The sequence below is a fragment of the Actinocrispum wychmicini genome (assembly GCF_004345645.1).
GTDB lineage: Bacteria > Actinomycetota > Actinomycetes > Mycobacteriales > Pseudonocardiaceae > Kibdelosporangium > Kibdelosporangium wychmicini.
Genome location: NZ_SLWS01000001.1, coordinates 1,113,379 through 1,125,622, shown reverse-complemented (window position 1 = coordinate 1,125,622; position 12,244 = coordinate 1,113,379). Strand labels below are relative to the sequence as shown.

At 68.1% G+C, this 12,244-nt stretch carries 16 protein-coding genes; 2 read left to right on the top strand and 14 right to left on the bottom strand.

Going from position 1 to position 12,244, the window contains the following annotated elements; translation table 11 throughout:
• Window positions 1-2: 2 nt before the first annotated feature.
• Window positions 3-1,616, bottom strand: a complete 1,614-nt coding sequence (gene eccB, locus EV192_RS05735; protein WP_132111745.1) for a type VII secretion protein EccB — start codon at window positions 1,614-1,616, stop codon at window positions 3-5.
• A 375-nt stretch (window positions 1,617-1,991) separates the two neighbouring features.
• Here eccB and eccE point away from each other — a divergent pair, with 375 nt between their 5' ends.
• Window positions 1,992-3,176, top strand: coding sequence for a type VII secretion protein EccE (gene eccE / locus EV192_RS05725; RefSeq protein ID WP_341770849.1), 1,185 nt, complete (start codon window positions 1,992-1,994; stop codon window positions 3,174-3,176).
• A gap of 74 nt (window positions 3,177-3,250) precedes the next feature.
• Complete coding sequence (locus EV192_RS05720; RefSeq protein WP_243726714.1) at window positions 3,251-3,904, top strand: hypothetical protein; 654 nt, start codon at window positions 3,251-3,253, stop codon at window positions 3,902-3,904.
• 218 nt (window positions 3,905-4,122) lie between these two features.
• Here the strand turns inward: EV192_RS05720 and truA are convergent, their stop codons facing one another.
• The 13 genes from truA to secY form a co-directional block, all read right to left on the bottom strand.
• A complete protein-coding gene (gene truA, locus EV192_RS05715; RefSeq protein ID WP_243726713.1) occupies window positions 4,123-4,896 on the bottom strand; it encodes a tRNA pseudouridine(38-40) synthase TruA in 774 nt (257 codons plus the stop codon).
• A 65-nt stretch (window positions 4,897-4,961) separates the two neighbouring features.
• Window positions 4,962-5,621: a 50S ribosomal protein L17 gene (gene rplQ / locus EV192_RS05710; protein ID WP_132111739.1), complete on the bottom strand. Its 660-nt coding sequence runs from the start codon at window positions 5,619-5,621 to the stop codon at window positions 4,962-4,964.
• Between the two features lie 36 nt (window positions 5,622-5,657).
• Window positions 5,658-6,713: a DNA-directed RNA polymerase subunit alpha gene (locus EV192_RS05705; protein WP_132111737.1), complete on the bottom strand. Its 1,056-nt coding sequence runs from the start codon at window positions 6,711-6,713 to the stop codon at window positions 5,658-5,660.
• A 50-nt stretch (window positions 6,714-6,763) separates the two neighbouring features.
• A complete protein-coding gene (gene rpsD, locus EV192_RS05700) occupies window positions 6,764-7,369 on the bottom strand; it encodes a 30S ribosomal protein S4 (RefSeq protein WP_132111735.1) in 606 nt (201 codons plus the stop codon).
• Between the two features lie 23 nt (window positions 7,370-7,392).
• Complete coding sequence (rpsK, locus tag EV192_RS05695) at window positions 7,393-7,800, bottom strand: 30S ribosomal protein S11 (protein WP_132111733.1); 408 nt, start codon at window positions 7,798-7,800, stop codon at window positions 7,393-7,395.
• 15 nt (window positions 7,801-7,815) lie between these two features.
• Window positions 7,816-8,001 (bottom strand): hypothetical protein, encoded by a 186-nt coding sequence (locus tag EV192_RS05690; RefSeq protein ID WP_132111731.1) that lies wholly within the window; start codon window positions 7,999-8,001, stop codon window positions 7,816-7,818.
• The gene (gene rpsM / locus EV192_RS05685) at window positions 8,001-8,381 is read right to left on the bottom strand and encodes a 30S ribosomal protein S13 (RefSeq protein WP_132111729.1); all 381 of its coding nucleotides are present in this window, start codon (window positions 8,379-8,381) and stop codon (window positions 8,001-8,003) included. Before rpsM ends, EV192_RS05690 begins: the two co-directional genes overlap by 1 nt.
• A 151-nt stretch (window positions 8,382-8,532) precedes the next feature.
• A complete protein-coding gene (gene rpmJ / locus EV192_RS05680; RefSeq protein WP_010148647.1) occupies window positions 8,533-8,646 on the bottom strand; it encodes a 50S ribosomal protein L36 in 114 nt (37 codons plus the stop codon).
• 35 nt (window positions 8,647-8,681) lie between these two features.
• Window positions 8,682-8,903, bottom strand: coding sequence for a translation initiation factor IF-1 (gene infA / locus EV192_RS05675; RefSeq protein WP_033384191.1), 222 nt, complete (start codon window positions 8,901-8,903; stop codon window positions 8,682-8,684).
• A 166-nt stretch (window positions 8,904-9,069) separates the two neighbouring features.
• A complete protein-coding gene (locus tag EV192_RS05670; RefSeq protein WP_165960215.1) occupies window positions 9,070-9,465 on the bottom strand; it encodes a DUF1707 SHOCT-like domain-containing protein in 396 nt (131 codons plus the stop codon).
• A gap of 77 nt (window positions 9,466-9,542) precedes the next feature.
• Window positions 9,543-10,316 (bottom strand): type I methionyl aminopeptidase, encoded by a 774-nt coding sequence (gene map / locus EV192_RS05665; protein WP_132113039.1) that lies wholly within the window; start codon window positions 10,314-10,316, stop codon window positions 9,543-9,545.
• A gap of 41 nt (window positions 10,317-10,357) precedes the next feature.
• A complete protein-coding gene (locus tag EV192_RS05660) occupies window positions 10,358-10,924 on the bottom strand; it encodes an adenylate kinase (RefSeq protein ID WP_132111725.1) in 567 nt (188 codons plus the stop codon).
• Entirely contained in the window at window positions 10,921-12,225 is a 1,305-nt protein-coding gene (gene secY / locus EV192_RS05655; protein WP_132111723.1) for a preprotein translocase subunit SecY, read from the bottom strand. Before secY ends, EV192_RS05660 begins: the two co-directional genes overlap by 4 nt.
• Window positions 12,226-12,244 lie beyond the last annotated feature (19 nt).

Here is a 12,244-nt window from a genome sequence, read left to right as displayed (position 1 = left end):
CCTCACCCACCGCCTGAGCCTGATTGGGTGGACGGGGTGGGGATCGTGCCGGCGTTCGGGTCGATCGGGACCGAGTCGTAGCTGCGCATGACGTCCTTGGTGTTCAGTTGGGCGCCGTCGGGCAGCAGGCGGATGATCGCGTCCGGTGCCGGCGTGGGGTTCGCCAGGCCCAGCGCGCCGGCGGTTTTCAGGTCCGGGATGCCGTACTTCACGCCGCGGTCCGAGACGAGCGACAGCGAGCCGGTGTCGAAGTTCTCCTTGGAGGTCGCGCTGCGGGCGTAGGCGGCCCGGCCCGGCGGCATGAAGAACTGGTCGATCTTCTGGCCGTCCGCGTTCGGCGTGGAGATCTTGACCGGCGCCATCTTGTTGCCCTGCGCGTCTTTCGGCGTCGGCAGGTCACCGCTGATGTGCAACGACGTGTGCTGGTCCCGCGCGCTGCCGCTGCCCTGCAGGTTCCATTCCAGGCAGGCCACCGAGGCACCGGCGGACTGCGCCTGCAGCACCCCCGGCACCGTGTCCGGGTACGCCGAGTCGTCGATCCGCTGCTGTGGCTGCACCGAGCTGATCTTTTCCGGGCTGATCTCCGGGATGGTCGCGCCACCGGGGGACTTCTTGTACCGGATCAGGTCGGCGGTGGTGGACTTGATCTTGTCGTAGCCGTCCGCCTGGACCACGTAGTAGTCCTTGGCGCCGCCCGCGCGGGAGACCGAGAACACCGATCCGACCGGCTGGCCCAGCTGGACGTTGGTGCCGCTGCCGTCGATCGCCGGCGCGGTCAGCTTCTTGACCTCGGGGATCGCGTTCAGCAGGCCGACGCTGATGTCCCTGGCGCTGTTGGCGTTGAGGTGGAGCGCGGCCACGGCCGAGCTGTCGTTCATGTCGACCTCGGCACGCACGGCGTTGGCGTTCTGCTGGTTCACCGTGGTGGGCGTGCGGTAGATCAGGTACGTCTTGGTGTTCTTCGCCTTCACCAGCAAGGATTCGCCGTCCCGCAGCTCTCGGTCGAACGTGTCCACGCCGGCGAGCACGGTCGTCTCGATCCCGGTCTTGGCCTTCGCGTCCGGCAGGGTCGGGTCGATCAGGATCCGGTCGCAGACCGCCCAGTCGTCCTTGATCCGCTGGTCGTCGACGGGCAGCAGCTGGGGGCCGTTGGGCAGGCCGGCCAGCCGGGCCTTCGGGATGTCCTTCAGGTTCTCGTCGGGCACCACGGTCGGCGCCGCCGGGGCCTGGCCGGGCGTGTTCGCGTCCTGCGCGGACGGCTGCGCGCCGCCCTGCCCTTGTTGACTCTGCGCCAACACCAGCAGCCGGGCCGAGGCCAAGTTGAAGGTGGGCGTCAGCGTCTTCGGGTTGCCGGAGACGACGTACACCGTGCCGGACGGCTCGGCGATGATGATGCCGCCTTCCGGGACCGTCGGCGCGGGGCTCAGCAGCCCCACGATGACGAATCCGAGCACGCCGAGTACGGCGAGGCACACGCCCACGATGGTGGCGCGCGAGTGCGTGCGCATCGGGTCGTGCAGCATCACGGCGTCCTTACGGACCAGCGCGGACTGCATCCTTCGCAGTACGAACCGGTACGCCTGAACCTGTGACTTTGTCGTCGGTGTTGAGGGCATTCTCGGCCTACAGCTCTCCCAGTCGCGGTACGGTTCCGCAGGATAGCCGTACCAGCAGGCGGCGGCTCGCGGTTCGGTACAACTGGGCCTGAGCAGCGCGATCAAGGGGAAGAGATGTCGGTGACCACACCTGGGCGCCCAGGCATGCCACCGCCGGGGGGACGCCCGCCTGGCGGCCCGCCACCCGGCGGACGCCCACCAGGGCCACCCCCAGGTGGACCGCCACCAGGACCGCCACCAGGACCGCCGCCCGGCATGCCGCCAAGGCCGCCCGGCAACACCGGGCCGGCGCCGGCGCCGAAACCGCCCGGCCCGCCGCCCGTCGCGATCTCCGCCCGGCGCCGCACGGTCGGCGCCAGCCTCGGCGCGCTGCCGGTGAGCAACCTGGTCGTGGTCGAACTGGGTCTGGCGATCGGCCTGGTCCTGCTGGCCATCGACACGAAACTGCTGTACGTGGCGATCGGTGTGCTCGTCCTCGCGCTGCTGTTCGCGTTCATCCGGTGGCGCGGCCGGTGGCTGCCGCAGTGGATGAACCTGACCACGAGGTACACGTTCCGGTCACACGCGCGGGTGACCAGGCCGGCTGCGCCGCCGTCGATGGAGCAGGTGGCCGCCGAGAGTGGCGCGGTCGTCACCGGCCCGGATGACGCCCGGGTGAGCCTGCTGCGGCTCGCCGTGCCGGACCTTGTCGTGGCGCACGGCACCGACCATGAGCGCCGGCCGCTGGGCCTGGCGTGGCACGACGGCACGTGGACCGCGGTGCTCCTGGTCGACCCGACGCCGAGCCTGGTGACCCAGGTCGGTACGACGCCGAGCCTGCCGCTTGGCGCGCTCGCGCCGTGCCTTGAGGACCGTGGCGTGGTGCTCGACGCGATCCAGGTGATCTGGCACTGCTACCCGGGCAGCACCGCGTTGCCGCCGAACTCGCCCGCGCTGGCGTCCTACATGGAGGTTCTTGGCCCGCTGCCGGCGGCCGCCCGGCGAACGACCTGGGTCGCCGTACGGCTGGACCCGAGTCGTTGTCCCGCAGCGGTTCGCGAACGCGGCGGTGGTGTGGTCGGAGCGCATCGCGCGTTGATTGGCGCGCTTTCCCGGGTCCGCAACGCGCTGGAGTCCCGTGGGGTGCCGACGCGACCGCTCGACCCGGACGAACTGCTCAGGGCCGGCATCTCCGCGGCCGAACTGACCGCGGTGGCCGGCTCGAACACGCGAGTGTCCTTGCGGGAGAAGTGGACTGGCGTGACCGCGGCCGGCGTGGGCCACGCGAGCTACGCGATCACCGGATGGCCCAACGGAAAGATGGCCAACAGCCTCAACGCGTTGACCGGCGTCCGCGCGCTTTCATCCACTGTGGCGCTGTCACTGTCGCTCGGCAGCGAACCCGACCAGATCGGCGTCCGCGGGCTGGTCCGGGTCAGCGCCCGGACCCCGACCGAACTGGACCACGCCGACGAACGGCTCGAAGCCATCACCGACCGGCTCGGAATCACCCTGACACCGTTGCGAGGCCTGCAGGTCGCCGGGCTCGCGGCGACGTTGCCGCTGGGAGGTGCGGTGTGAGCGGATCCAGCCGACTGCTCGACGCGCAGGGACTCACCAAAGGCGTGGCACCGGAGTTCCTGGTGTCACCGTCCATGTTGGACCACGTCAGCCCGTCCGGTGACCGCGGCGGCATGGTGCTCGGCCAGGGCGCCCAGGGCGAACCGCTGATGATCTCCGCGCTGCGCCCGGCGCCGACCAGGATCGTGCTGGTCGGCGGCCTGTACCTGGCCCTGCAGGTGGCGTTGCGGGCGATGGCCATCGGCGCGTGGGTGGTCGTGGCCACCGGCCGGCCGGCCAAGTGGCAGGCACTGGCGAAGGCCGCCGGCACCGGCCCGGACGGACGACCGGTGCCGCTGGTGCAGATCCGCCGGCTCAGCCCGGTCGAACTGCCCCGGCCGACCGAGGACGGCCCCCTGCTGGTCGTCCACGACGGCGGCCCCACGCCGCAGGAGCTGTTCCCGCCGCGAACCCCTTGGCAGACCACGATTTACGTGCTGCCGTACCTGCACCCGCAGGCGGGTGCCACCGCGAACGCCGCCGACCTGGTGCTGATGCAGCGGCTGCCGGCCGGGCAGGCCCAGCTCGCCGCCCGGATCTGGCGGCTGCCGCCACCGATGATCAACCAGCTGACGTCGTTGCAGGACGACCAGGTGGTCGCGCTCGGCACCAACCTGTGGCGGCCGGTCCGGCTCGTGACCACCCAGCGCGAGCAGCAGATTCTTGGTCCGGTCAGGCGCGGCGACTGAACCTGTTGGGCCGTTCGCCGTAATCAGTGTTGCGGCGAACGGCCCCATTCGTTCCCAGGGAACGAGTGACAACGCGAAGTTACATGACTCCCTTGCGTAATGGTGTCGTCTGGGGCAACTCTGGTGTCCGTTCCTTCCAAATTTTCATGTTCGGCGGCGAGGGCAATCAACGTCGAAGACCAGAGCGGCCCCCGTCCCTGCCCGGGGGCCGCTCTGACTCACAGCGTGCGTACGTTCCGGGTCTGCTGTGCGCGGGCCGCGAGCTGCTCGTCCGGCGGATAGTCCACACCGGTCAGCACCAGGCCGTGCGCCGGGGCCACCGTGACGTCGCTGGAGCGGCTTTCCGCGGCCAGCAGGGAAACCGGCCAGTCGGCCGGCTTCCGGCCCTCACCGACGGCCAGCAGGGCACCGACCAAGCTGCGGACCATCGAGTGGCAGAACGCGTCCGCGGACACCTGGGCGACGAACACGTCGTCGGCCTTGTGCCACTCCAGGCGTTGCAGCTCGCGGATCGTGGTGGCGCCTTCGCGTTTCTTGCAGAACGCCACGAAGTCGTGCGTACCCAACAGGTTCGCCGCGGCCAGGTTCAGCCGGGCCAGGTCGAGCGGCCGGGGCCAAGCGACAACATGGTTGCGCCGCAAGGGTTCCACCGGTGCGTCCGACACGCGGTACGTGTAGTGCCGGCGAAGCGCGGCGAACCGGGCGTCGAACTCGGGCGGCACCCGACGTGCCCGCAGGATGCGGACATCCGCCGGCAACGCGCGATTCAGCCGGTACGGCAAGGCAGGCGCGTCCGTGTCGACCGGAAGGTCCACATGGGACACCTGGCCGGTGGCGTGCACACCCGCGTCCGTGCGGCCGGCGACCGTCAGTCGACGCAGTGGGCCGCGCAGGACCTGGGCGAGGACGTCCTCAAGGACACCGCACACCGTACGTCTCTGCGGCTGCCGGGCCCAGCCGGAGAAATCCGTGCCGTCGTAGGACACGTCCAGGCGGATACGGACGAGCCCGTCGTCCCCGGAGGGAACGACGGGCTCGTTCGGGTCTTGCCGGTCCGTCAGGACTTGTCCTTCTTCTCGTCCTCGGCGGCCTCTTCGGTCTCCTCGGTCGCTTCCTCGGCGCTGTCCGCCTCGACCTCAGGGGCCTCGTCGGCCGGTGCCTCGGTGGTCTCCTCGACCTCGGCCGGAACCTCGGCCTTGGCCTCGTCGGCCTTCTTGGCGTCCTTGGCGAACTTCGTGCCGCGCGCCTTCTCCGCCTCGCTGGTGGCCGTCTTCTCGTTCACCAGCTCGATGATCGCCATCTTGGCGTTGTCGCCCTTGCGCGGCAACGTCTTGACGATCCGGGTGTAGCCGCCGTCCCGGTCGATGAAGAACGGGCCGATCTCGGCCAGCAGCCGGTGCACCACGTTCTTGTCCCGGATCACCTTGGTGATCTCGCGACGGTGGTGCAGCGCGGCCGGGCTGATCTTGAAGCCGGTCGCGCTGTACTTGTCCTTGCGCTCGGCCTCAGGCGTGTTCTTCTCGAACTCCTCGTTCGCCAGGTGCGCGTACTTGGCCTTGGTGATCAGGCGCTCGGCCAGCGGGCGCAGGCGCTTGGCCTTGGCCTGCGTGGTCGTGATCCGGCCGTGCGTGAACAGCGAGGTGGCCAGGTTGGCCAGCAACATCCGCTCGTGCGCCGGAGACCCGCCGAGGCGGCGACCCTTCGTAGGGGTGGGCATTTCCTTGCTCCTAGTAGATGCGCTCCAGCCAGGGGCTTAGAGCTGCTCAGTCTCGGCGTAGTCCTGGCCGTCGTCGTGACCCGCGTCCAGGCTCGAGCCCGTCCACGCGCCCTCGGCCGGGTAGTCGGACGCGGCCGCGGACGGGTCGAACCCGGGCGGGCTGTCCTTCAGCGCGAGGCCGAGGCTGACGAGCTTCATCTTGACCTCGTCGATCGACTTCGCCCCGAAGTTGCGGATGTCCAACAGGTCTGCCTCGCTGCGCGACACCAGCTCACCCACGGTGTGGATGCCTTCGCGCTTGAGGCAGTTGTACGACCGCACCGTCAGGTCGAGGTCCTCGATCGGCATCGCGTAGGCCGCGATCGTGTCCGCCTCGGCGGGCGACGGGCCGATCTCGATGCCCTCCGCGTCCACGTTCAGCTCACGCGCCAGGCCGAACAGCTCGACCAGGGTCTTGCCGGCCGACGCCACCGCGTCCCGCGGCGTGATCGACGGCTTGGACTCCACGTCGAGGATCAGCTTGTCGAAGTCGGTGCGCTGCTCGACCCGGGTGGCCTCGACCTTGTAGGTCACCTTCAGCACCGGCGAGTAGATCGAGTCGACCGGGATCCGGCCGATCTCGGCACCCGCCTGCTTGTTCTGCACGGCCGGCACGTAGCCCCGGCCCCGCTCGACGACCAGCTCGATCTCCAGCTTGCCCTTGCCGTTCAGCGTGGCGATGTGCAGATCGGGGTTGTGCACGGTGACACCGGCCGGCGGCACGATGTCGCCCGCGGTGACCTCACCGGGGCCCTGCTTGCGCAGGTACATGGTGACCGGCTCGTCCTCCTCGGAGCTGACCACCAGCTCCTTGAGGTTCAGGATGATGTCGGTGACGTCCTCCTTGACCCCCGGCACGGTGGTGAACTCGTGCAGCACGCCGTCGATGCGGATGCTGGTCACCGCCGCCCCCGGGATCGAGGACAACAAGGTCCGGCGCAGCGAGTTGCCGAGCGTGTAGCCGAAGCCCGGCTCCAACGGCTCGATCACGAACCGGGACCGGGTTTCGGCGACCGGCTCCTCGACCAGGCTGGGACGCTGAGAGATGAGCACTTCTGTTTTCCTTCCCTAAGGCACCCGCTATTTGATGCCTGCTGGAACCACTACTTCGAGTAGAACTCGACGATCAGCTGCTCCTGGACGGGCGTGTCGATCTGCGCCCGCTCCGGCCGCTGGTGCACCAGGATCCGCAGGTTCGACTGCACGACCTGAAGCCAGGCCGGCATCGGCCGGTCGCCGAAGGTGGCCTTGGCGACCTCGAACGGCAGCGTCGGCAGCGACTTCGGCTTCACGTCGATGATGTCGAACTTCGTCACCTGGAAGCTCGGGATGTTGACCTTCTGGCCGTTGACGATGAAGTGACCGTGGCTGACCAGCTGGCGCGCCTGGCGCCGGGTGCGGGCCAGGCCGGCGCGGTACACCACGTTGTCCAACCGGGACTCCAGCAGCTGCAGCAGGACCTCACCGGTCTTGCCCTGCTGGCGCACGGCCTCTTCGTAGTACTTGCGGAACTGACGCTCCAGCACGCCGTAGGTGAAGCGCGCCTTCTGCTTCTCCTGCAGCTGGAGCAGGTACTCGCTCTCCTTGATCCGGCCGCGGCCGTGCTGGCCGGGCGGATAGGGGCGGCGCTCGAACGCCTGGTCGCCGCCGACGAGGTCAACCTTGAGCCGCCGCGACTTGCGCGTGGCAGGTCCCGTGTAACGAGCCATCTGTAGTTACTCCTCCCCGTTCCTCAGACCCGGCGCCGCTTTGGCGGGCGGCAGCCGTTGTGAGGCTGCGGGGTCACGTCCTGGATCGTGCCGACCTCGAGGCCGGCGGCCTGCAGTGAACGGATCGCGGTCTCCCGACCGGAACCCGGGCCCTTGACGAACACGTCGACCTTCTTCATGCCGTGCTCGGCCGCCTTGCGGGCGGCGTTCTCCGCGGCCATCTGGGCGGCGAACGGCGTCGACTTGCGCGAGCCCTTGAAGCCGACGTGGCCGCTGGAGGCCCAGCTGATCACGTTGCCCTGCGGGTCGGTGATCGAGACGATCGTGTTGTTGAAGGTGCTCTTGATGTGGGCGTGCCCGTGCGAGATGTTCTTCTTTTCCTTGCGCCGGACCTTCTTGACTCCGGCGCCAGTACGTGACTTGGGTGGCATTGGTGGGTGGTTCTCCTACTTGGAAGCGCTGGAAGGCGAGGTGACGGCCGCGCGCCGGATCCGGGACCCGGCGTCGAGGTAGAGGTCCCGCAACGCCTCTGGACGGGCGTTCTGCGGGGCGACGAGCGTGGCCCGCATGGCGGACCGGCCGCGACGCCGCTGGGTGACGAGCTTCAGACTCCGACCGCAGTACTGGCTCATCACTTCTTACCGGCCTTCTTCTTGCCGGCGACCGTCTTCTTCGGGCCCTTGCGGGTACGGGCGTTGGTCTTGGTCCGCTGACCGCGAACCGGCAGACCGCGGCGCCACCGCAGGCCCTCGTAGCAGCCGATCTCCATCTTCCGGCGAATGTCGGCCTGGACCTCACGGCGGAGGTCACCCTCGACCTTGTAGTTCTCCTCGATGTAGTCCCGCAGCTTGAGGACGTCCTCGTCGGTGAGGTCCTTCACGCGCAGGTCAGCGGAGAGCTCGGTGGCCTTCAGCGTCTCCTTGGAGCGGGTACGCCCGATGCCAAAGATGTAGGTCAGCGCGATCTCCAACCGCTTCTCGCGGGGGAGGTCGACGCCCATGAGTCGGGCCATTTCGGCGATGTCTCCTTTTAAGGTGTTTCTCCAGGTCTGCTCCCTGACCGCCCCGGGGTGACTCGATGTGCCCGGGCCCCGGCCTGAAGTCCGGGGGTGGCCGGGTCCGTGTGACCCGGCAGGTGTTGGGAGGTCCTCTTGGTGTTGTGTGTCAGCCCTGGCGCTGCTTGTGACGCAAGTTCTCGCAGATCACCATGACGCGACCGTGCCGGCGGATCACCTTGCACTTGTCGCAGATCTTCTTGACGCTCGGCTGGACCTTCACGCCTCAGCTCTCCTGTTCAAGCCTGGTAAAGGTCACTACTTGTAGCGGTAGACGATGCGCCCACGGGTCAGATCGTACGGAGAGAGCTCCACAACGACCCGGTCCTCCGGCAGGATACGGATGTAGTGCTGCCGCATCTTGCCGCTGATATGCGCGAGAACTTTGTGCCCGTTCTCCAGCTCAACGCGGAACATCGCGTTGGGAAGGGGTTCGACCACGCGACCCTCGACTTCGATGGCCCCGTCTTTCTTGCCCATGTCCTCCGCGTTTCGTGACGAGATGACTGTCCTGATCTTCATGACGGACGCGCGGAGTCCGGACACGTGAGGGTTCGTTTGTGAAAACCGCACAACGGGACCGGCGCAACGAGCGCGCCACCAAACCAGTGTACGCACCCTGCGGACGTCCCCCAAATCAGGGTCCCTACCTGCCCTTACGCGTCATCATCCAGACCGAGCCGAGCACCACGCCCGGCGGCATCAGGACCCAGATGAACCAGGGGTAAACAAGGCTCACGGTCGTGACACTGATGATGAGCCAGATCGTCGCGTTCAGGACGCTGACACTCAGCCAGATGGCGGCCAGCACCTTCAGCGCGCTCGGCCTTGGCTTCGGCGGCGGCGGGGTTGGCGGCGCGGGGGCCGGCAGGTCCATCGTGAGCAACGCCAGGTCACCGCGGGTTTTGGCCTGCCAGAGGCCGACCAGCCGGTCGTCCAGCTCGGTCAGCGTCAGGCTGCCTTCGGCGTGCGCCACCCGAAGTCTGGCCTCGGTGGCCTGGCGGTCGATGTCGGAGACCCGCATCCGGTCGGGCTCAATCATGGAACCCATGCTTCCAGCCACAGATCCCCAGGTGGATGGCACAAGCCCCACCACCCGAGGTAGGGCTGCCCCTACCGTCAGTCGGCCGGTGCCGTCAGGATCCAGGGGCCGTCCTCGGTCACGGCCACGGAATGCTCCCAGTGGGCCGCGCGGGACTCGTCGACCGTCACCACGGTCCAGCCGTCGTCCAGCTCCAGGGTCTTGTTCCCGCCCCTGGTCAGCATCGGCTCGACGGCGATGGCCATCCCCGGGATCAGTTTGGGGCCTTTGCCGGGTTTGCCGTAGTTCGGCAGGAACGGCTCCATGTGCATCTCGGTGCCGATGCCGTGACCGCCGTAGTCCTTGATGATCCCGTACCGCACGCCGTCGCTCTTCGCCGAAGCCAGGATCGACAGCTCGATGGCATGCGACACGTCCGACAGCCGGTTGCCGACCTTGAGCGCCTCGATCCCCGCGTACATCGACGCCCGCGTCGCCTCCGACAAGGCAGCGTCCTCCGGGGAGATCGCGCCCGCCACGACGGTCACGGCCGCGTCGCCGTGCCAGCCGTCCAGGATCGCCCCGCAGTCGACGGAGATCAGGTCACCCTCGGCGAGCACCTGGCCCGGCCCCGGGATGCCGTGCACGACCTGCGAGTTCACCGACGCGCAGATGGTCGCCGGGAAACCGTGGTACCCCTTGAAGGACGGCACCGCGCCCGCGTCCCGGATCGTCTGCTCGGCCAGTTCGTCCAACTCGGCCGTGCTCACCCCCGGCTGGACGGCCTTGGTCACCACGTCCAGCGCACGCGCGACAATGACCCCGGCGGCGCGCATGGCTTCCAGCTCGCCGCGGGACTTGATCTCGATCATGCTGCGGCGCCCCCGCAGCCGCCCGAGCACACCACCCGTGGTCACGCCTGCCCGTGGGGTTTCTCGTCCAGCGACCGCAGCACGCGGGAGGTGACCTCGTCGACATCGCCGACGGCGTCGACCGTCAGCAACAGGTCGCGGTAGTGGTTCAGCAGCGGCTCGGTCTCCGAGCGGTACACGTGCTGGCGGTGGCGGATGACTTCCTCGGTGTCGTCGGTGCGCCCGCGACTCAGCAGGCGGTCCACCACCACGTCCTCGTCGATCTGGAACTCCACCACGGCGTCCAGCTTGTGCCCGGACTCGGCCAGGATCTTGTCGAGCACCTCGGCCTGGGCGATGTTGCGCGGGAAGCCGTCGAGCAGGAACCCGTCCTGGGCGTCCGCCTCGGCCAGCCGCTCCCGGACCATCTCGTTGGTCACCTCGTCCGGCACGAGCTTGCCGGCGTCGAGGATGCCCTTGACGCTGCGGCCGAGGGCCGTTCCGTCCCCGATGTGGGCCCGGAACAGGTCCCCGGTGGAGATGTGCGGCACGCCGAGCTTCTCACTGAGCGTCCCGGCCTGCGTGCCCTTGCCCGCGCCGGGCGGGCCGACCAGAACGAGTCGTGTCACTTGAGGAACCCTTCGTAGTTGCGCTGCATCAGCTGGCTCTCGATCTGCTTCACGGTGTCGAGGCCGACGCCGACCATGATCAGGACCGCGGTACCACCGAACGGGAAGTTCTGGTTCTGCCCCTGCCCGGTGATGGACAGGAAGAAGTTGGGCAGGATCGCGATGATGCCGAGGTAGATCGAGCCGGGCAGGGTGATGCGGCTCAGTACGAAACTCAAGTACTCCGACGTCGGACGACCGGGCCGGATACCGGGGATGAAGCCACCGAACTTCCGCATCTCGTCGGCACGCTCATGGACGTTGAACGTGATCTGGATGTAGAAGTACGTGAAGAAGATGATCAGGGCGAAATACGTCAGGATGTGCACCCAGTCGCCCTGCGACACCAGGTGCTGCGCGATGAACCGCTGCCAGCCGGAGTCCTGGTTGGCGCCGACCAGCCGGGAGATCAGGTCGGGCAGGTAGAGCAGCGACGACGCGAAGATCACCGGGATGACACCGGCCTGGTTGACCTTCAACGGCAGGTACGTCGACGTGCCGCCGTACATCCGGCGGCCGATCATGCGCTTGGCGTACTGCACCGGGATCCGGCGCTGCCCCTGCTCCATGAACACGACGCTGGCGATGATGGCCAGACCGAACACGCAGATCACGACGAACGTGAGCGCGCCCTTGTCCCAGATGTTCTTGCCCTCGGCCGGGATCCGCGCCGCGATGTTCACGAACATCAACAGCGACATGCCGTTGCCGATGCCGCGTTCGGTGATCAGCTCGCCCAGCCACATGATGACGGCGGTGCCGGCGGTCATCGTGACGACGATGATGGCCAGCTTCCAGATGCCGTGCCCGGGGATGATGTCGTCCTGGCAGTTGTTGAACAACTGGCCACGGTCGGCCAGCGCCACGATGCCGGTGGCCTGCAGGATCGCCAGCGCGATGGTCAGGTAGCGGGTGAACTGGGTCAGCTTGCCCTGGCCCGCTTGGCCTTCCTTCTTCAACTGCTCGAACCGCGGGATGACCACGGTGAGCAGCTGGATGATGATGCTCGCCGTGATGTACGGCATGATGCCCAGCGCGAACACGGACAGCTGCAGCAGCGCGCCACCGCTGAACAGGTTCAGCAGCGAGTAGATCCCGCCCTGGTCCGAGATGCCGGCCATGCACTTCTGCACGTTCGGGTAGGACACGCCCGGAGAGGGCAGCAGCGCTCCTATCCGGTACAGCACAATGATCCCGAGTGTGAACAGGATCTTCTTGCGCAGATCCGGCGTCGCGAGAGCCGAGCGGAAGGCGCCTAGCACGCAAGACCTCCTCGCGTCA